General features: G+C 34.6%; 15 protein-coding genes. 10 read left to right on the top strand and 5 right to left on the bottom strand.

Going from position 1 to position 19,770, the window contains the following annotated elements; all coding sequences use genetic code 11:
* Positions 1 to 11 precede the first annotated feature (11 nt).
* The gene (locus tag IRZ78_RS23835; protein ID WP_194619658.1) at positions 12 to 3,143 is read right to left on the bottom strand and encodes a TonB-dependent receptor; all 3,132 of its coding nucleotides are present in this window, start codon (positions 3,141 to 3,143) and stop codon (positions 12 to 14) included.
* A gap of 1,134 nt (positions 3,144 to 4,277) precedes the next feature.
* Between IRZ78_RS23835 and glp the strand changes: the two genes are divergently transcribed.
* From glp to moaA, 9 genes are all read left to right on the top strand, one after another.
* A complete protein-coding gene (gene glp, locus IRZ78_RS23830; protein ID WP_194619656.1) occupies positions 4,278 to 5,450 on the top strand; it encodes a gephyrin-like molybdotransferase Glp in 1,173 nt (390 codons plus the stop codon).
* Between the two features lie 155 nt (positions 5,451 to 5,605).
* Positions 5,606 to 6,352, top strand: coding sequence for a sulfite exporter TauE/SafE family protein (locus tag IRZ78_RS23825; RefSeq protein ID WP_194619654.1), 747 nt, complete (start codon positions 5,606 to 5,608; stop codon positions 6,350 to 6,352).
* 175 nt (positions 6,353 to 6,527) lie between these two features.
* Entirely contained in the window at positions 6,528 to 7,100 is a 573-nt protein-coding gene (locus tag IRZ78_RS23820; RefSeq protein ID WP_194619652.1) for a molybdenum cofactor guanylyltransferase, read from the top strand.
* Positions 7,101 to 7,105: 5 nt separating this feature from the next.
* Positions 7,106 to 7,897 carry a uroporphyrinogen-III C-methyltransferase gene (gene cobA, locus IRZ78_RS23815; RefSeq protein ID WP_194619650.1) on the top strand — a complete coding sequence of 264 codons (792 nt, stop codon included), beginning with the start codon at positions 7,106 to 7,108 and terminating at the stop codon, positions 7,895 to 7,897.
* On the top strand, positions 7,897 to 8,133 hold the full coding sequence (locus IRZ78_RS23810; RefSeq protein WP_194619648.1) for a MoaD/ThiS family protein: 237 nt from the start codon (positions 7,897 to 7,899) through the stop codon (positions 8,131 to 8,133). Before cobA ends, IRZ78_RS23810 begins: the two co-directional genes overlap by 1 nt.
* An 11-nt stretch (positions 8,134 to 8,144) precedes the next feature.
* A complete protein-coding gene (locus IRZ78_RS23805; RefSeq protein ID WP_194619646.1) occupies positions 8,145 to 9,215 on the top strand; it encodes a HesA/MoeB/ThiF family protein in 1,071 nt (356 codons plus the stop codon).
* Positions 9,216 to 9,318: 103 nt separating this feature from the next.
* On the top strand, positions 9,319 to 9,756 hold the full coding sequence (locus IRZ78_RS23800) for a molybdenum cofactor biosynthesis protein MoaE (RefSeq protein WP_194619644.1): 438 nt from the start codon (positions 9,319 to 9,321) through the stop codon (positions 9,754 to 9,756).
* Complete coding sequence (moaCB, locus tag IRZ78_RS23795) at positions 9,749 to 10,663, top strand: bifunctional molybdenum cofactor biosynthesis protein MoaC/MoaB (protein WP_194619642.1); 915 nt, start codon at positions 9,749 to 9,751, stop codon at positions 10,661 to 10,663. The genes IRZ78_RS23800 and moaCB overlap by 8 nt, the downstream gene beginning before the upstream one ends.
* Positions 10,650 to 11,657, top strand: a complete 1,008-nt coding sequence (moaA, locus tag IRZ78_RS23790; protein ID WP_194619640.1) for a GTP 3',8-cyclase MoaA — start codon at positions 10,650 to 10,652, stop codon at positions 11,655 to 11,657. Before moaCB ends, moaA begins: the two co-directional genes overlap by 14 nt.
* Positions 11,658 to 11,848: 191 nt before the next feature.
* Here the strand turns inward: moaA and IRZ78_RS23785 are convergent, their stop codons facing one another.
* The 3 genes from IRZ78_RS23785 to IRZ78_RS23775 all read right to left on the bottom strand — a co-directional run bounded on the left by IRZ78_RS23785 (position 11,849) and on the right by IRZ78_RS23775 (position 17,964).
* Positions 11,849 to 12,487, bottom strand: coding sequence for a hypothetical protein (locus IRZ78_RS23785; protein WP_194619638.1), 639 nt, complete (start codon positions 12,485 to 12,487; stop codon positions 11,849 to 11,851).
* A gap of 377 nt (positions 12,488 to 12,864) precedes the next feature.
* Positions 12,865 to 14,295, bottom strand: a complete 1,431-nt coding sequence (locus IRZ78_RS23780) for a rubredoxin (RefSeq protein ID WP_194619635.1) — start codon at positions 14,293 to 14,295, stop codon at positions 12,865 to 12,867.
* 150 nt (positions 14,296 to 14,445) lie between these two features.
* Complete coding sequence (locus IRZ78_RS23775; protein ID WP_194619633.1) at positions 14,446 to 17,964, bottom strand: nitrate reductase; 3,519 nt, start codon at positions 17,962 to 17,964, stop codon at positions 14,446 to 14,448.
* A 183-nt stretch (positions 17,965 to 18,147) separates the two neighbouring features.
* Between IRZ78_RS23775 and IRZ78_RS23770 the strand changes: the two genes are divergently transcribed.
* The gene (locus tag IRZ78_RS23770; protein ID WP_194619631.1) at positions 18,148 to 18,858 is read left to right on the top strand and encodes a Crp/Fnr family transcriptional regulator; all 711 of its coding nucleotides are present in this window, start codon (positions 18,148 to 18,150) and stop codon (positions 18,856 to 18,858) included.
* A 76-nt stretch (positions 18,859 to 18,934) separates the two neighbouring features.
* Here IRZ78_RS23770 and IRZ78_RS23765 read toward each other — a convergent pair whose 3' ends face one another.
* Positions 18,935 to 19,705, bottom strand: coding sequence for an alpha/beta hydrolase (locus tag IRZ78_RS23765; protein WP_194619629.1), 771 nt, complete (start codon positions 19,703 to 19,705; stop codon positions 18,935 to 18,937).
* Positions 19,706 to 19,770: the final 65 nt, after the last annotated feature.

The following is a 19,770-nucleotide window of genomic DNA, read 5'->3' as shown; positions in this document are numbered from 1 at the left end:
ATATATTTTACTTAGAAAGTTATGTTCAGACCCGAAATGAATGTTTTAGAGTTTGGATAAGAACCAAAATCAATTCCGGGATATAAATTGTTTTGTTCGTATGAACTTACCTCTGGATCGTAACCAGTATATTTTGTCCATGTAATTAAATTTTCAGCAGATACATAGAATTTAATGCTCTTGGCTCCTAATTTTTGAGAAGCGCTCTTAGGCAATGTGTATCCTAAAGTGATTAATTTTAATCTTAAAAAAGAAGCATCTTCTACATAACGTTCAGAAACGATTCCAAGAGGAGAACTTGTCGCTCTAGGTATTTCATTGCTTGGGTTAGTTGGTGTCCAGCGATCTTCCAGCGTAACATTAGCATTTGTTCCAAGAGTAGAAATTTCTAATTGCTGATTTAAAGCATTAAATATCTTTCCGCCATACGATCCCTGAAAAGAGAAATTAAGATCAAAATCACGATAAGACACGGTGTTGCTGAAACTTCCAACAAATTTTGGCTGAGAACTTCCCAGATTACCTTTGTCAAGTGCACTAATTACACCATCACCGTTAGTGTCGACATATCTTCTGTCTCCCACTTTTGTATTGGCCAAACTGTTAATTTTTGGCTGGGTATTTACTTCTTCCTGAGTCTGGAAAATTCCGTTGGTTCTATACCCCCAGAAAGTTCCAAGAGGCAATCCTACTTTTACCGTTACAGGTTGCTGTTGCAATAAAGATCCGTTTGGTACCACAGGAAAGAACTGGTCAACTCCATTTCCTATCGAAACTACTTTGTTTCTGTTGGCAGAGAACACTACATTGGAGTTCCATGAGAAATTTTCTGTTTTTACATTTTCTGTTGTTAAACCAATTTCAATACCTTTATTTTCAACTCCACCAATATTCTGAAGAACCGTAGCATAACCTGAAGTAAGCGGAATAGGTACATTGATTAGTAAGTCGTTTGTTTTCTTGTAATACACATCAAAAACAAAATTAATTTTTCGGTCTAATAGTGATAAATCTAAACCAACATTATATTGATTTGTTTTTTCCCATTTCAAATCCGGATTTGCCAGTCGGGTAGGGGCTAAACCTGTTTGTAATGTTCCTCCAAAAGCATAATTTACAGAGCCCATTTGAGCTAAAGAAAGGTAATTTCCAATTTCCTGGTTTCCTGTTGTTCCCGCTGTAATTCTAAGTTTGGCTTCAGTAACACCTTTAATATTTTTAGCAAAATCTTCGTCGGTAATATTCCATGAAAACCCTGCTGAAGGAAAATAACCCCAAAGAGATTCTGATCCAAATCGTGATGAACCATCGGCACGTGCAGATAAAGTAAAGTTGTATTTTCCTTTGTATGAATAGTTTATTCTGGTTAACCATGATTTCAAGACACTTTCAAATGCGTCGCTATACGGTTTTACCGGAACACCATCTTGCAGGGCGTTATAAGTATTTGCATCGTTTACAAACGTATTGGCTCCGGCATTTACCACTTCACCCTGTGTGTATTGAAGCGTATATCCTCCTAAAGCGGAGAATTTATGGTTTTGGCCAAAAGTAGTATTGTAATTCAACGTGTTTTCATTCAATACAGAACTTACCAAACGATCTCCAACAGAGGCTAATCCTTTTGTTCCTGCTCCGGCAGTAGTGGTAGATGGAGCATAATAATTTTGTTTTGTATCGATAACATCACCGCTCACCGCTACTTTTGCTACCAGTTTTTTAGTAATTTTATATTCACCAAATAAGCTGGTTAATATTCTGTTTATTTTAGTTTCGTTGGTTGTACTTACCAAATCATTAATAGGATTGGCTATAATACCGTTAACAGCAGTTGCATAAGGATTATTGGTTAAATTATAACTCCCGTCAGCATTTTTAATAGGTACTACCGGAGGTTGATACAGAGCCACAACTAGTGGGTTTGGAGATCTTCCGGCAGTAGCACCGCCATTAGTACCCACACCATTAGAAATCGAATTACTGTAGTTGGCATTCACTCCAAATTTAAACTTCTCAGAGTAATTTCTTTCGTAATTAACACGCAGCGAAATCCTTTTAAAATCTGATGCAATTACAACTCCGTCCTGTTGAAAATATCCTGCTGAAATAGCATATCGTGAGCGTTCATCTCCACCTGAAAATGATAATTGATGATTTTGTACAGGAGCCGCAGTTCTAAAAAGAGCATCCTGCCAGTCATAACTTCCTGATGTTTTAAAAGCTTCTATCTGAGTCGCAGAAAAAGACGGAGCCTGACCAATACTAGCCTGAACATCATTGCGCAAGCTTGCCCATTGGCTGGCATTCATTAAGTGTAATTTTTTCGAAACATTCTGGAATCCAAAATAACCCTGGTACGAAATGTTATCCTGTCCTTTTGTTCCTTTTTTGGTGGTAATGATAACAACACCATTTGCACCACGTGATCCGTAAATGGCAGTTGCCGAAGCATCTTTTAATACCTCAATAGATTCAATATCCGCGGGGTTTATAGTCGAGAGAACATTGACTGTTGCACCGGCATTGGTAACTCCTGCTGTACTATTATTGTTATCATTATAAATCAATATTCCGTCTACAACATAAAGAGGTTCATTACCTGCCGTGATCGAGTTTCCTCCTCTAATACGCACGCTTGATGAAGCTCCCGGACGGCCCGAACTTTGTGTAACTACCACTCCCGGAATTGCCCCTCTTAAGAGGTTATCAGCAGATGAGGTTACTTGAGATAAATTTGCTTTAGCAACAGAGGCTACAGAACCTGTAATGTCTTTTCTCTTTTGAGAGCCGTATCCAACAACAACCAATTCCTCTAATTCCTGGCGTTCTTCTTTAAGATTAATTGTAATTGGATTTTTATCTACGATTATTTCAGCTTTTTTATATCCAATATAGCTTACAATTAAAGTATAAGGGAATTTTTGACCGGTTTGAAAATAAAATTTTCCTTCAGCATCGGTCTGAACACCGTGTGTTGTTCCTTTTATAATAACAGAAGCCCCAATAATAGGCTGATTGGTAAGGTCATCTACTACAGTTCCATCGAGCTTAGACTGTATAAGCGGTGTTGTATTTTGGGCATTAATTCCTGCCGTGACAAGCAGGAGAAATAGTAATGAGTTTATTTTTAAAAAATTTTTCATTTCTTTGTACTGGTTTTAAGTAATTAACAAGAGGCCTTGAAAGTTGATTTTTCAACTCTCTAATGGTATTCTTGATTTAGTGATAAATGTTCTTTAAGCCTTGCCATTTCTGTTGCCGCAGAAATGGCTTTTTTTATTTACAACAACAACTTTGCATTTTTTTCATCTTTGTTTTTTTAGTTATTAGTTATTTTCTTTTAGTTTATAGGTACAGTTTCAATAATCCTTTTGATACAAATTAAGGTATCAAACAGATTTGTGTAATTTTGGTAAGTAATCTAGTGGTGTATTTTAAATTTCGTCTTTTAAATCGATTCGATGAAAAAGAGATCTCGAACGTGAACAAAAAAAAAGCTAAGAATTAGCAACAGAAGCACATATAACAGACTGCGTTATAAGTATATTTTTTAGGAAGAATGTAATACGCTATGCTTTCAGTTGTTTTCAAAATATAATTCTTTATGGTTTCAAATATTTTTATACTCTACTAATCCTATAGACAAAGTTAATTTTAATATAATAAAATCCAAAAATTTGTTCATTTTTTTTCACTTCGGTAGCAAAATATGCAATTTTATAAGTGATGTTAGTGGTTTAATGTGTTGAAAATAAAAGCATTGAGTTTTTTGATGATCTAAAACAAATGTTAAAAAAGTATCCACTATCAGATTAAAAATGTAGTATTTTATACTTGATTTTCTAGTTTTTGAAAGGCCGACCCAATTAAAAAACGCTTCAAAAAAGTCTACTATTGACTAATTTAGAACCAGATACGTAATTTTCGGATTAAATATTGCTTTCTGAAGATGTAATTTTGTAAGAAAAAAATAGTAATTAACTAGGTAGAAAGATAATAGTAAAGAAATTTTATTACCTGCTTTTACAGCTTTTGCAGTCTTTTTTTATCGGATTTGCATGGATGTATATTTGCTATTGGGAAATTTCAGGAGAAAAATAGCGAAATAAAATTTATTAAACACAACAACAAGCTATTTGTTGTTTTTTCTGGAAGTATATCAAGAATTAAGCTTAAATTTATATTATTTTAAAGTTTTAGATTACTAATGATTTAAACTAAGTAAAAATACTTATATTTGTAATAAGTATTTTTTGTTTATATACCAAATAGCCACCATGATTCAAGTCGAAGAAGCCTTATCAATTATTGCAGAGAATAGCACTAATATGCCAGTTCAGAAAATTCAGGTGAGTAAATCACTAGGATATATTTTGGCAGAAACAGTTTATTCTCCAATTGCAATGCCGCCATTTCGTCAATCGGCAATGGATGGTTATGCATTTATTCATAGCGAAAAACATCAATATGATGTGGTAGGTATTTCACAAGCCGGAGATCATTCAAAAATAAAACTGAAAGAAAATGAAGCGGTGAGGATTTTTACAGGCGCCCATGTACCTGATAATGCTGATACTGTAATTATGCAGGAGCACGTAATGGCTACTGAAAGTTCCATTTTAATTACCAGAATGCCTGAACGTTATACAAATGTTCGCAATAAAGGAGAGCAAATTGGCGAAGAAGAAGTTGTTTTTAAGGCGAATACTTTAATTACACCTGCGGCTATTGGTTTTTTAGCCTGTTTAGGAATTACTGAAGTTGAGGTATATAAAAAGCCCAAAGTGGCGATTTTAGTAACGGGAAACGAATTAGTAAAACCTGGTAAGAAATTATCAAAAGGAAAAATTTACGAAAGTAATTCGGTAATGTTGCAGGCTGCGCTTCAGACAATTGGCGTGAATAAAACCAAAGTTTATAAAGTAAAAGACAATCTCAAAGCCACTAAAAAGGCATTAAAAGAAATTTTAAAGAAATATGATATCGTTTTAATTTCTGGAGGAATCTCTGTTGGCGATTACGATTTTGTAAAAGAAGCTTTATTAGAGAACGATGTACAGGAACTTTTTTATAAAATCAACCAGAAACCCGGAAAACCAATGTTTTTTGGATCTAAAAATGATACTTTAGTTTTTGCTTTACCTGGAAACCCGGCTTCATCATTAACTAATTTTTATATTTATGTTTGTCCGGCAATCAAAAACAGAATGGGATTTTCAGATATTCATTTAAAGAAAATGCTTCGAAAATTGAATGATAATCTTACCAATACAACGGGAAAAACATTATTTTTAAAAGCTTTGTATGATCAAACCCATGTTACCGTTTTAGACGGTCAGAGTTCAGCAATGCTAAATACTTTTGCAATTGCCAATAGTTTATTAGTGGTTCCAAATGATGTGGAAAGCTTAAAAAAAGGACAACTGGTGACTATTTTACCAATAGATTAGATTTTAAAGGATAGAATAAAAAGGATAAAATAAAGATTAGAGAGAATAGAAAAATGAGTAAGAGTTTGAAATGCATTATGTATATTTAAACATACAGCATAAAGGTGAAACAAAGAAAAATTGAAACAAAAAGATAAAAACCTGAAACAAAAATTATGAGTCTTCTTAGTTCCGAAAATATGCTATTATTCAGCTTCGCCTTAATTGTTATTGCTTTTTTGTATTCTAGTGTAGGACATGGCGGCGCATCGGGTTATTTGGCTTTGATGACCATTTTTGCTTTCCCGGTGGCAATTATGAAACCTTCGGCTTTGCTGTTGAATTTATTTGTGTCCAGTATTTCGTTTTTCTTTTATTACAGGATGAATTATTTCAAGCCCAAACTTTTTTATCCTTTTGCAATTGCTTCAGTTCCGGCTGCATTTATTGGAGGTTTTGTGACTTTGGATAGTACAATTTATAAAATTATTCTAGGTATTGTATTGGTTTTTGCAGCACTTAGATTGTTTGGGGTATTTAATTTTAAAGAAAAAGAAGCAGTTGAGATTAAATTGCCCTTTGCATTGGCAATAGGATTTATAATAGGTTTATTGTCTGGAATGTTAGGAATTGGTGGCGGAATTATCCTGAGTCCGATCCTTTTATTCTTGGGCTGGGCAACGGTAAAAGAGTCTGCAGCAATATCAAGTTTATTCATTTTTGTGAATTCATTTGCAGGTATGTTAGGTTTCTTTTTAGGAGGAAAAACAATCCCGATGGAGAGTTTTTATTTGGTTCCTATTGCAGTTATTGGAGGAGTTTTAGGCGGATTTTACGGAAGTGGCTATTTCTCTAATAAAACATTAAAATTTGTGTTAGGAACTGTGATATTAATGGCAAGTATAAAATTGATCTTTCCCTAAAATGAGTTTAAATTTTAAACACATCAAAACATAGATTTTATAGTTCGCGGAAAGATCATAATGATAACACGTTATCACATAATTATTTGTATTCATGCAAAGTGAAACGACTTTTAAGCAGTCTGAAAAGCTATGACTCTATGTGTTAAAAAGCTATAATTATAAATGATTAAATATGGAAGCTTTAACAGTATTTATTCTTTGTGGAGGAAAAAGCTCCCGAATGCAGTCAGAGAAAGGATTGGTTCTGTTTCAGAATAAACCATTTATTGAACATATTATTAAAGCAGTTTTACCCATTACATTGACTATAAAATTAATAACAAATAATAAGGAATACGATTATTTACCGTACCAAAAAATACCCGACATAATTACTGATAAAGGGCCTTTGGGAGGGATTTATACGGCTTTAACAAATTCTGAAACAGAATTCAATTTGATTCTGAGTTGTGATATTCCGTTAATTTCGACTGAATTATTATCAGAATTAATTTCGAAACACAATCAGGAAGCTGAAATTACCGTTTTTGCTTCTGAAAGCAGAATGCATCCCTTAATTGGAATTTATTCTAAAAAAGTATTACCCGTTATCAAAAGCGCAATTGATAATGACGATTTAAAAATGATGAATTTAATAGCGAAAATTCCGCATCAAATCATCACGATAGAAGAAAGTGAAAATTTTCATCTGACCAATATTAATTCCGTTGACGAATTAAACGACCTGAATATCAATTTAAGTTAAAAGCTATGCGAAATTTAAAAATACCAAAATTAACTGTTGTAGGCGCAGGTCCTGGCGATGCTGAATTAATTACATTAAAAGCAATAAAAGCTTTAGAGAATGCTGATGTTGTTTTATACGATGCGCTTGTCAATGAAGAGTTATTGCAATATGCGACAAAGGCAGAAATTGTTTTTGTGGGTAAAAGATTAGGTTGCCACGCTTACACGCAGGATCAGATTAACGAATTGATTGTTTCGATGGCAAATCGTTATGGTCATGTAGTACGCTTAAAAGGTGGTGATCCGTTTATTTTTGGCAGAGGAAGTGAAGAAATTGAATATGCAGAACAATTTGGGTTAGAAAGCAATATTGTTCCGGGAATTTCGTCTGCTTTAGGAGTTCCGGCTTCGGTTGGAATAAGTCTGACACAGCGACAAATTGCCGAAAGTTTTTGGGTAATTACAGGAACAACTTCTAATCATGAATTGTCTAAAGATGTTCATTTAGCTTCAAAATCGAATGCGACGGTGGTTATTTTGATGGGAATGCATAAATTAGAGGAAATCATTGCGATCTATCAGCAAAATAGACAAGATGATTTGCCCATAGCCATTATTCAGAACGGTACTAAAAATAGCGAACAAAAAGTAGTAGGAACGATAAGTTCAATTAGTAAATTAGTAGCTGAAAATAAAATTTCGTCACCGGCAATTATTGTCATTGGTGAGGTAGTAAAAAACACTTCAAGTCTGACTTCTTATTTTCAGGAACATTTTGAAGATGAATTTATTTTTCAGAATTTAAATTTAAAATAATGATTGAGATTAAATATTTTGGTGCTGTAGCTGAAAAAACGAAATGTAGTTTCGAAAAGATAGCTTCTTCTGAATTATCACTGCAGGATTTATTGCAGAATTTAGAGGAGAAATATCGATTTGAATCTATATCTTTTAGCGTGGCAGTAAACCAAAAAATTCTACCAAAAGAAGCAGATTACAAGTTGCAAACAAGTGATATCGTGGCCTTATTACCGCCTTTTGCAGGAGGATAAATTGAGTTTGTATGAATACAACAGCACGTTATAACAGGCAAATAATACTTCCTGAAATAGGAGAGGACGGTCAGGATAAATTATCTAAAGCTAAAGTTCTGGTTATTGGAGCAGGAGGTTTGGGCGCATCTATATTGCCATATTTAGCTGCGGCCGGCGTTGGCGAAATAGGAATTGTTGATGATGATGTTATCGAAATTTCGAATTTGCATCGTCAGGTGATTTATAAAAGTTCGGCTGTTGGAAAATATAAAGCAGAGGAAGCGAAATTGATGATTACCCAATTGAATCCGCTTGTAAAAGTGACTGCGATTACGGAGAAATTATCTGGAAAAAATGCTATTTCCTTATTTGAAAATTATGACATTATTGTTGATGCAACGGATAATATTGCAATTAAATATCTCATAAACGATGCGTGTTTGATAACTAATAAACCTATGGTTTACGGATCTATTTTTAGATTTCAAGGCCAGGTTTCGGTTTTTAATTATCAAAACGGACCCACTTACAGATGTTTATATCCGGATGAAAATACACAATCAGCCAGTTGTGAAGATGCCGGAGTAATCGGAATTACAGTTGGGATTATCGGAATGCTTCAGGCAAACGAAGTCATCAAAATGATTTTGGAAACTGGAGAAGTTTTGAGTGGTAAAATAGTAGTGTATAATATTTTGAATAATGAACAGCAAAAATATGACTTTGATAAAAGGGATGTTCAATTGATGAACAAAGAGATTTTTGATAAAAAATATAAAGAAGAAAATCAAATTGAAGAGGTAAATTTTCACTCGCTTTTGGATCAAATCAATAATGATGAGGTTTTATTTCTAGACGTTAGAAATAGTGATGAATTACCAAAAATCAATTTGAAGAATCAAATCCAGATTCCTTTAATGAATTTTGAAAATCAAATTGAAAAACTGGACAAAAACCAAACAATTTACATTTTCTGTCAATCCGGAATCAGAAGTAAAATTGCAGCAGAATTGCTGGAGAGACATCAATTTAAAAATATAAAAAGTATTGCTGGTGGTGCTTTGGCAATGAAGCAATTGTTGAAAGAGATAAAAATATAGCCACAGATTAAAGGATTCAAATGATTATTGAAAATAGTCTAAGAAATTCGTGGTAAAACGAAAAATCATTTAAATCCTTTAATCTGTGGAAAAAAAATAAAAAATGAGTAAAAATGTATTTGTAGAAGGGCCAATTGCTCCTGAATTTATAGCCGAGTCGATTGCTAAACATCAATCGAAACATACGATTGGGGCACATAATATTTTTTTAGGACAAGTTCGTGCCGATGTTATTCATGATAATACGGTTGTAGCAATCGATTATACTGCTTATACTGATATGGCAAATGAAGCATTGTATACAATTCGCGAAAAAGCATTTGCTAAATTCGACTTGACCTGTATGCACATTTACCATAGTTTAGGAGTGGTAAAAGCAGGTGAAATTTGCTTATTTGTATTTGTTTCGGCAACGCGACGCAAACAAGTTTATGAAGCAACAGAAGCTATTGTAAACTGGATAAAAACCGATGTGCCAATCTTTGGTAAAGAAATGTTTGAAAACGATACATTCACCTGGAAACAAAATACTAATGGTTGATATTACGCATAAAATAAACACCTTAAGAGCTGCAACAGCAACAGCAATTGTCAAAGTAAGTAAACAAGAAACAATTGATGCTGTGGTGAATAATCTGGTGCCAAAAGGGAATGTGTTCGAAATGGCGAAAACAGCAGGGTTATTCGCAGTAAAAAATACGCATTTATCGATTCCGGATTGTCATCCTATTCCAATTGAGTTTACTTCGGTTGACTATAAAATTGAGGATCTAACGATCGAAATTATCTTTAATGTAAAAACAGTTTACAAAACAGGCGTCGAGGTTGAAGCCATGCACGGAGCATCGATAGTGGCGTTGACGATGTATGATATGCTAAAACCGATTGATAAAGAAATCGAAATTTCGACTATTAAATTAATTAATAAAGAGGGTGGAAAATCATCTTTCAAAAATAAATTTTCGAATGTAATCAAAGCAGCAGTTTTTGTTTGTTCTGATTCTATTTTTGCAGGTGATAAGGAAGATCGTTCCGGAAAAATCATCGTAGAAAAATTGAATGCCTGCGGAGTTGAAACGGCGCATTATGAAATTATTCCTGACGAATTAGATATTATTCAGGAAAAAACTAAGGCTTTTGCCAAAGAACATCAGTTGGTTATTTTTACGGGAGGAACAGGATTATCACCAAGAGATGTTACGCCCGAAGCTTTATCGCCATTACTGGAAAGCAGAATTCCGGGAATTGAAGAAGCGATTCGCAATTATGGCCAGCAAAGAATGCCGTATGCGATGTTGTCCAGAACAGTTGCAGGAACATTAGGAAAAAGTTTGATTTTGGCTTTGCCGGGATCAACAAACGGAGCCAGAGAATCTATGGATGCTGTTTTTCCTCATGTATTGCATGTTTTTCATATTTTAAAAGGAAAAAATCATGATACCCTCTAAAACCATTTTAACGGATGATTTTGGGCGAAAACACAATTATTTGCGTATTTCGCTGTTAGAGAAATGCAATTTGCGTTGTACGTATTGCATGCCTGCTGAAGGAATCGCATTATCTTCAAAAGCCAGTTTAATGACGGCCGATGAGATTTTTTCGATCGCCCGGACTTTCGTAGAAAATGGTGTTGATAAAATTAGATTAACAGGAGGAGAACCGCTTTTGCGAAAAGATTTTTCTGAGATTGTTTTAAAATTAGCCACGCTTGGAGTTGCTCTTTCGATTACTACAAATGGTATTTTGATTGATCGCCATATTGATGTTTTAAAGCAAAACAAAATCAATAAAATCAATTTGAGTCTTGATACGCTGGTTTCTTCCAAATTTCATTCTGTAACGCTTAGAAATCAGTTTGAGAAAGTAGTTGATAATTTGCATTTGCTTTTGAATAATGATTTTAAGGTAAAAGTAAATGTAGTTTTGATGAAAGGTTTTAATGAAAATGAAATTATAGATTTTGTCAAATTAACGCAGCATTTACCTTTATCAGTTCGTTTTATCGAATTTATGCCTTTTGCAGGAAACGAGTGGGACAGAAGTAAAATGATTTCTCAAAACGAAATTTTATCAGAACTGGAGAAAACTTTCTCTTCTGAAGAAATTCAGAAACTCGAAGACGAAAAAAACTTCACGGCGAGAACTTATAGAATAAAAGATTTTCAGGGCGATTTTGGAATCATAAGTTCTATTACAAATCCGTTTTGTGATGGCTGCAACAGAATTCGTCTTACGGCAAACGGAAAAATCAAGAATTGCCTTTTCTCTAATTCCGAAACCGATTTACTTACCGCTTTAAGGAATGGAGAATCGATTACTAATTTGATTTCTGAATCTATAAAAAGTAAAAAGAAAGTCAGAGCAGGAATGGTTACGCTCGAAGAAATAGACGATCCTAAACTTCACTTTGATAATCGTAGTATGATTGCGATTGGGGGATAGCTCTTTTGGAGTTTACGCAATATTGTCATTTCGAGGTACGAGAAATCTTCGCAAGTAACTCCGCAACGAAAACCCAATCTTTGTCGAGCTTCTTGTGGAGATTTCTCGTTCCTCGAAATGACAAACTATAGGAATGAGTTTTTGTCAAATAAAAAAAGTCTAACTTTTTCAAGTCAAACCTTCTTTCTAAATTATTTCTTCTTTTTAGCTTTGTCTTTTTTCTTAGATTTCGCTTTCTTTTTGGCTATTTTTTTAGCTTTTGCTTTTTCCTTAGCTTTTTTCGCTTTTTCTTTTTTCTTGGCAGCAGCTTTTTGTTTTGCTTTTTTAGCTTTTTCCTTCTTTTTGTCTTTTTTAGCCTGATCTTTTTTCTTAGCTAATTTCTTTTTCTCTTTTTCCTTGTCTTTGTCTTTCACTTTTTTCTTCTTTTTATCTGTTGATTTATCTTTTTTACTTTCTCCTTTTGTTGCAACTGCGTCATCAGTTTTATTTTCTGACGGCTGTTTTTTTGCTGGTTCTTTGATCGTTACTTTTGGAGTTGTTATTTCTTCTGTTTTTTCGATAGCTGCCGGAGTAATTTTTCTTGCCGGAGCTCTTCGAACTGCAGGTTTTGGAGAAGTTGTTGCAGCTGTTTTTGTTGTCGCTTTTGGCGTTGTAGATGCTGGCGTAACAGGTTTTGCAGCCGTTGTTGGTTTAACTGGTGCTGTTCTGCGAACTGGTGTTTTTGTAGCCGGTGTATTTACTGGTTTTTTATTTTCTGTAACAGGCTGGGTATTTTCAGGTGTTGGTGAATCAGTTTTTTCCTGGGTAATTTTTTCATTCTCGTTTTCCATATTGATGCGTTTTTAGATAAGTAATTGCTACAATGTAACTAAATTGTTAATTAACAGTTAAGTAAAGATAAACATAAAACAAGTCCGCCAATGTTAAGTTTTTGCTTAAAAATTAACTATAAGGTGTTTATTTTTAATATGTTGGGTTTTTGCTAAAAATAAAAGTATAAAATCTCTTAACAATTCTACTTGAGAAATAATGTAAATTACTTTGTAAAGATGAAAGAATGATAAGTGATAGTTTTACTTGATTTTTCTTTTGGAAACGAGTGCCTTAGCCCAGCTGTCCGCTATATCTTTTACTTTTTTCTTTAAAAAGTAAAAGATATAGCGGACAGCTGGATTAGCTCCTGAAAATACTAGTGAAATCAGTTAGTTTAATTCTCGACAATTTCTAAAATTTTAAAATTACTCTTTGGAGCTTCGCATAAAGAACAACAATAACTTTCTGCTAAATCGGTAAATAAAATCCCTTTTGGAATTCCCTGACTTTCATCTCCGTATTCGGATTTATAGAGTGTTAAGCATTCCTGACATTGGTAAATGTCTACTTGTGGTTTTTCTTTTTTCTGTGGATTTTCTGTTGGTTCAGAAACAGAATTTCCGAGTTCTTCAAAATATTTTCGACTAAGCTCAATTAATATGGTAGGGAGTTCGAGTTTGTCGATATCTTGGGAATGCACAACATATTCGCGTGTATTGGCGTCGAAGTTCTTTGCATACAAAACATTATAAGTATCTCTTATTTTAATGGATTCAAGATCCTTAGGCAACTCATTTTTCTCGACCACAATCGATGTAAAATAATGGCCGTCGCGATTGTATTCTGATATGCCAAAAGTGAGTCCGTAAGTACTGATATCAAATTGATCAAGTGTTCGAACAAGATAGGTTTTAAGATTCAAAGCCCATTCTACCGCCACAGGTAAATGCCAATTGAGCTCTAATAAAGAATGGCGCACATTGATACCTCGTTTACCCAGGAATTTTTCCCATTCCAGTTTTCGATCTTTCGGGATTCCTTTTACAATAAAAGATTTCCAGGGCGTGATGCATATTTTTCCAATTTTGCAATCAAAACACAAATCACACATTTCTTTCAGGAAACCAAGATCATATAAATTATTTCTCCAATATAAACCCAGCCAATATTGATCGATTCCCATTCTATTCATACCTTCATAATAAGGAAATGGATAAAACGGAATATTCAATGGCTTGTCGATTGTTCGATTATTGGTGTCTAAAGCTTCGCTAACAAGCGCAAATATCATATCGATACCAATAGATTCTTCGGCTGTAATTTTTTCGATTTCATAGTAAAATTGCGCAATATCCCAACTGTAAATGAGGATGGGATATACTTCCATACGTTCCCAATTAGGCAAACGAATGTACAAATACCAATAATCCTCGTGTTCCGAAGCAATAAAATTAAGATGTCCGGTAAACAAAGGAACAAGTTGTTGCTTGGGATCGTTGATATTGACTTTTAATCGCGGCTGCTCTTTAAATTGCTCCAGAATGTACAAAAACTTATTGCCGGTAAGCCAATTGGTATTTCTAAAAATATCTGTAGAAAGATAGGAAGAAACAATATTATTGCCGCTTTTTTGCTCCGGAAAAACAAAGTGATGCTTGCCTAATTGCTCTTTATCTAAGGTTTTAAATCCTTTTGGGAAAATAATATCCTGCCTTGAACCAAAGGAAATAGAATCTAAACCCTGATCCATCGCCATATTGACTACTTCTCTTAATTCTCCCGGGGAAATAACGCCTCCTTTTACTATTAATCTTGTTAGTTCCATATCTTTATTTTTGTTTCAGGTTTCAGTTTTTTTTTGTTTGCTTTGTCTGTTCGGCTTTTAGCCTCGGGTCAGGTTTTTGTATTGTTTTGATTTAACCGCAAAAACCTTTGTGACCTCTGTGGTAAAATTTATGTTCAAAGTAACTTGAAACTAAACTTTACACTTCGCCAATATCTCCTTAACCTCAGTTTTACAGCTACCACAACCTAATCCTGCACCTGTATTTTTGCATAAATCCGTAAAATTGTTTACACCGCTTTTTATCGTTTCTTCTATATTTCCGGCTCCGACCTGACTGCAGGAACAAACCAATTTTCCTAGGACTGGTTTTGCATTTGAACTTCCTCTCAGTAATAAATTTCGTTTGTCTGACAATTCGATTTTGCTTTCGATCATGGTTTTAAACTCGGCAAATTCATTTTTATCTCCCATTAAAATGGCGCCAACAAGAAGATCGTCCTTAACGATACATTTTTTGTAATAGCGTTTTTTAAGATCGGCAAAAATAATCTCTTCGTACGAATCGTCGTTTTCCGGAATTTCGATATCACCAATGCTACACAGGTTAATATCTTCCAGTTTCAGAATATTCATTAAAATAGAACCTTTGTAAAAGCTGCTGATATCACCTGCTAAAAAGTTAGCCAGAATATCCGCTTGCTCTTCGGCGGCAGATGTGATTCCGAACAACTTATTGTTGAATTCGGCGATTTCTCCAATAGCAAAAATATCAAGGTTTGAGGTCTGCAAATACTGGTTTACTTTTACACCGCGTCCGCAGGCAAGACCGCTTTCTCTGGCAATTTCGATATTCGGAATTGTTCCAATCGTATAAACAATAGCATTTGCGGTGATGATTCTGCCACTTTTTAAGGCAATTTCTATTTCATTCGGATTATCGGTTTCAAAAACCGTACTGACTTCATTATCAAAATAGATCTGAATATCACGAAGCTGAACTTCTTCTGCTAATAATTTACTTGAAATTCGGTCTAATTGACGTTCCATCAAACGAGAAGCTCTTTGAACAATGGTTGTTTTAACTTTTTTATGTTTTAAAGCAGCAGCCAGTTCCAGACCTAATAAACCTCCGCCAATTATGACAACGTGTTGTTCTTCGGGCGGTAAATTAGTGCTGTCAAGATGTTTTTTTAAACGATCTGCATCTTCTTTACGTCTTACGGTAAATCTGCCCGGAAGGTGCAGTTGTGTGTTTTCAGGAATAAAGGGACGGCTTCCTGTTGCCATGATCAAAGCATCATATGTATGTATTTTGCCTTGACTGTCTGTTATTGTTTTTTTATGAGAATCGATTTTAGTGATTGCCACATTGGCATTCATCGTGATTTTTAATTTATTTAAAGCCTCACCATCTTTTACTTTTAGCAATTGTTCCCAGCTAAATTCGCCAGTCATATATTCCGGAAGTAAAACGCGATTATAAAACGGGTTTACTTCATTTGAAAAAACTACAATCTCATCTGTTTGATTGAACTCACGATAATTTTGAATAAATCTAAAAGAAGCTGCTCCGGCGCCCACAATAGCAATTTTCTGAAACGGTTTTACATATTTGGAAATATTGACTGTGGTGTATTTAAAATCAGGTTCTTTAGAAACGGGATCAACTACCGTATTGGTCAAATTATTAGTTCTGTTCAGGTCATTTTCTAGTTGTTTTCCCCAGTGCATTGGCAAAAAAAGAACTTTTTCTTTGATAGCATCTGTAACTTTTGCTTTTACGCGAACTTCTCCGTTTTTGCTCGACACAACGACAATATCTCCATTTTTAATATCATTTTTAAAAGCATCGATTGGATTTATTTCTAAAACCGGACTTGGAGTATGTGTCATCAATCTGGATACTTTTCCGGTTTTGGTCATCGTATGCCATTGATCGCGAACTCGTCCTGTAGTTAAAATAAACGGAAACTGAGCATTAGGCTGTTCGGATGTATTTTCTATAGCCGTTGGTAAATTGAAAATCGCTTTTTGTGATGGCGTATAGAATTTTTTATCAGTAAAAAGTCGGGGAGTTCCAGGATGTCCGTAATCCGGAACTGGCCATTGAAAAGTACCTTCGGTTTTTAAGCGATGATAATTTAAGAACGAGATATCGATGTTGGTATTTTTAGTTAGTGCGCAATGTTCTTTGTAGATTTCTTCGGCACTATTAAAGTTGAAACCGTTGAAATTCATTTTTTTAGCAAAGCGAATTAAAATCTCAATGTCCGAAAGTGCTTCGCCAGGTGCGTTAATCCCTTTTGGCAAATAAGAAATTCGACGCTCAGAATTGGTCATCGTACCTTCTTTTTCTAACCAACCAGCGGCAGGCAATAATAAATCGGCATATTTTGAAGTATCTGCATTATGCGAAATATCCTGAACCACGACAAATTTGGCATTTTGTAACGCTTTTTCGATTCGGCGGGAATCGGGTAAACTAACTAAGGGATTGGTACAGATAATCCAGACGGCCTTCATTTTTCCAGATTCCAAGGCTTCGAACATTTCGGTTGCGGTTAAACCCGGTTTGTCTGATATTGCATCGACGCCCCAAAAATCAGCCACTTCTTTTCGATGTTCCGGATTTGCAATGTCTTTATGTGCCGCCAGAAGTGTCGCCATTCCGCCAACTTCCCGTCCGCCCATTGCGTTGGGTTGTCCTGTTAACGAAAATGGCCCTGAACCCAGTTTTCCTATTTGTCCCGTTAATAAAGACAAATTCAATAAAGCGGTATTTTTATCTACGCCAACAGCGCTTTGATTCAGTCCCATTGCCCAAAGCGAAATAAAACCTTTGGCTTTGCCAATAATATCGGCAGCAAGTTTAATATCATTAACCGAAATACCACAAATTTTGGAAGCTTTTTCTAAAGAAGTACTTAAAACTAAGTCTTTGTATTGTTTAAAATTTTCGGCATTGTTTTTTACAAAATCATGATCGACATAGCCTTTTTCGATGATACGTTTGGCAATGGCATGATACAATATTATATCAGATCCCGGAATAATCTGCAAATGCAAATCGGCAAAAGCAGCTGTATCCGTGCGTCTGGGATCAATAACAATGATTTTTATTTTTGGATTTTTCTCCTTATGTTTTTCTATTCTTCGAAATAAAATAGGATGACACCAGGCGGGGTTGGCGCCAGTAATAAGGAACGTATCGGCAAGTTCGATATCATCATAAGCAATGGGTACAGAATCTTCTCCGAAAGTTTTTTTATAGCCAACAACGGCTGAACTCATGCACAAACGCGAATTCGTGTCGATATTATTGGTTTTCAAAAAGCCTTTTACCAATTTGTTTACTAAGTAGTATTCCTCGGTTAAACATTGCCCCGAAATATAAAATCCAACACTATCAGGACCGTGTTTTTTTATGATAGAAGTAAAAACAGCTGCCGCGCGATCAAGTGCAGTATCCCAGCTTACACGTTCCAGAGGATAGGATTTACTGCCGCGCATTTCGGGATATAAAATCCTGTCTGAAGTGTCATTGACTACGTAGTGCAAATTCATTCCTTTAGAACACAACATTCCTTTATTGACAGGATGGTCTTTGTCGCCCGTAACCATTACGCCATTTTTGGCATCCTTAGTTACGATTATACCACAGCCGACGCCACAATACGAACAGGTAGTTTTGATTTTGGTATTTTGCATCACAGTTTTTTTTAAGTAATAACTAATGAAATCTGTTTGGATCTAAATAATTCACTTATTTATTCTTAAACAAAAATAAGTATTTTTACGTATAAATACTTATTTTTATAATTTATTTTTCTACTTTTGATTCAAATAAAAGAGGAACAACAATTTAGTGTACCATGCATAAAATTTGAACTCATGAAAGAAGAGCAACCTATTTGTTATAACTGTATCAACGAAAATTGTTTTATTAAGAAACATTTGCATTTAGAACAGATGAAAGAATATGTTTTAAGGAAAGAAACTTTTGTTTGTAAAAAATCGAATTCTTTTATTAAAGAAGGCGATCTCATAAAAGGATTGTACTTTATTTGTTCAGGTAAAGTCAAAACAATAAAAACCGGCATAAACGGGAGGGAACAAATTGTTCGGTTAACAAAAAATGGAGACACAATTGGCTTCCGCGGATTTGGAACGAGCAGTAGATATTTGATTGGTGCCTCTGCCTTAGAAGATACCGTTTTATGTAATTTTAGCAACGAAACGATGTTGGAAATTCTTCAGAAGATTCCTGAATTTACCTATGCTTTAATGTTATTTTATGCTGATGAACTCAATAAAAGTGAGAACAACATTCGTAAAATTGCTCATATGAATGTGCGCGAACGTGTAATTGATTTGTTGCTGTACATTCATCGTAAGTTTGGTCAAACCAATGATTTAATTGATATTGAACTTTCCAGAAAAGAAATTGCTGATTTTGCAGGAACTACAGAAGAGCAGGCCATTCGTGTACTTTCGAATCTAAAAAAAGAAATGCTCATTAAAACTGTCGGGAAAAAAATAGGAATTTTGGCTATGCCTGAATTACGATCTGAAATTATGGAACATAAATATTTTGCTATTTAAATTGATTAAGTAGTATTACTTATAATTTTAGAGACGCACAATAGTATATTTCTTTTGTACGTCTCTTTTGTGAGATTTATAAATTAGAATACCAATTTAATATGTAATCTGCGATTTCTTCCCAACCTTTTTCGCCACAGATAAAATGACTTTTGTTATCGTAAATTTTTACATCAACTCTGCTTTTGGGATCTTTGTATTGGGAGGCAATTTTTTTGGTTAAGGCCTGCGGAAATATATTATCATTTCCGCCACCAATAAATAAAATAGGCTGATGTGGTTTTTTAAAATCGGCATTTGAGAAAGATTTCAATAAGGTCTCCCTGCCAATTTTTCTGCTTTCGGGAACAGCGATAAGATCGTAAGCTTTGTCTTGTTCAGATTTTGGGAGTGTATTAAAAAAGGCCCGGTTGTACCAGTCTCTAGATCCTAAATAATAGCCTTTACTGGAAAAGAAGTTTACTGCCGGCCAAACGATTTTTACTGTAGAAAATGGAGGTAAAACATTTTTAGGAGGTGCTCCATTAATACTTACTGCGGCATCAGCTTTGCCTAAATCAATCAGTTTTTGTACCGCTAATCCCGCCATGGAGTGTCCAATTACAAGTGGTTTCTCGGGTAAGGTATCGATCAGTTTTGCAATATTCTGTACTACATCTATAAAGCCTGTGTCAACAAGTTCCGGATGTATATTTTCCCGAAGTGCTGCAGGATTGCCATCGTGTCCGGGATTTGCAGGAGCATATACTGTATATCCTTTTTGCTCATAGTAATTTTTCCATTCTGACCAGGTACTATCATTCACGAACATCCCGTGTACTAATACAATTGTTTTTGATTTTGCCATTATTAAGGTTATTTAAAATTGATACTAATTTTAGAATAGGGCAATGCAAAATGATAAACAACCTT

It is taken from the genome of Flavobacterium sp. CSZ (assembly GCF_015350725.1).
Taxonomy (GTDB): domain Bacteria; phylum Bacteroidota; class Bacteroidia; order Flavobacteriales; family Flavobacteriaceae; genus Flavobacterium.
The sequence above is the reverse complement of the archived record's forward strand: the minus strand, read 5'-3'. Positions and strand labels throughout refer to the sequence as shown.

Excerpts from the sequence above, each read along its gene's own strand:
- cobA (WP_194619650.1), top strand. The coding sequence starts at position 7,106 with ATGCGAAATTTAAAAATACCAAAATTAACTGTTGTAGGCGCAGGTCCT.
- IRZ78_RS23775 (WP_194619633.1), bottom strand. The coding sequence starts at position 17,964 with ATGCAAAATACCAAAATCAAAACTACCTGTTCGTATTGTGGCGTCGGC.
- IRZ78_RS23785 (WP_194619638.1), bottom strand. The coding sequence starts at position 12,487 with ATGGAAAACGAGAATGAAAAAATTACCCAGGAAAAAACTGATTCACCA.
- IRZ78_RS23820 (WP_194619652.1), top strand. The coding sequence starts at position 6,528 with ATGGAAGCTTTAACAGTATTTATTCTTTGTGGAGGAAAAAGCTCCCGA.
- IRZ78_RS23825 (WP_194619654.1), top strand. The coding sequence starts at position 5,606 with ATGAGTCTTCTTAGTTCCGAAAATATGCTATTATTCAGCTTCGCCTTA.
- IRZ78_RS23800 (WP_194619644.1), top strand. The coding sequence starts at position 9,319 with ATGAGTAAAAATGTATTTGTAGAAGGGCCAATTGCTCCTGAATTTATA.
- IRZ78_RS23835 (WP_194619658.1), bottom strand. The coding sequence starts at position 3,143 with ATGAAAAATTTTTTAAAAATAAACTCATTACTATTTCTCCTGCTTGTC.
- IRZ78_RS23805 (WP_194619646.1), top strand. The coding sequence starts at position 8,145 with ATGAATACAACAGCACGTTATAACAGGCAAATAATACTTCCTGAAATA.
- moaA (WP_194619640.1), top strand. The coding sequence starts at position 10,650 with ATGATACCCTCTAAAACCATTTTAACGGATGATTTTGGGCGAAAACAC.
- IRZ78_RS23780 (WP_194619635.1), bottom strand. The coding sequence starts at position 14,295 with ATGGAACTAACAAGATTAATAGTAAAAGGAGGCGTTATTTCCCCGGGA.
- IRZ78_RS23765 (WP_194619629.1), bottom strand. The coding sequence starts at position 19,705 with ATGGCAAAATCAAAAACAATTGTATTAGTACACGGGATGTTCGTGAAT.
- moaCB (WP_194619642.1), top strand. The coding sequence starts at position 9,749 with ATGGTTGATATTACGCATAAAATAAACACCTTAAGAGCTGCAACAGCA.
- glp (WP_194619656.1), top strand. The coding sequence starts at position 4,278 with ATGATTCAAGTCGAAGAAGCCTTATCAATTATTGCAGAGAATAGCACT.
- IRZ78_RS23770 (WP_194619631.1), top strand. The coding sequence starts at position 18,148 with ATGAAAGAAGAGCAACCTATTTGTTATAACTGTATCAACGAAAATTGT.
- IRZ78_RS23810 (WP_194619648.1), top strand. The coding sequence starts at position 7,897 with ATGATTGAGATTAAATATTTTGGTGCTGTAGCTGAAAAAACGAAATGT.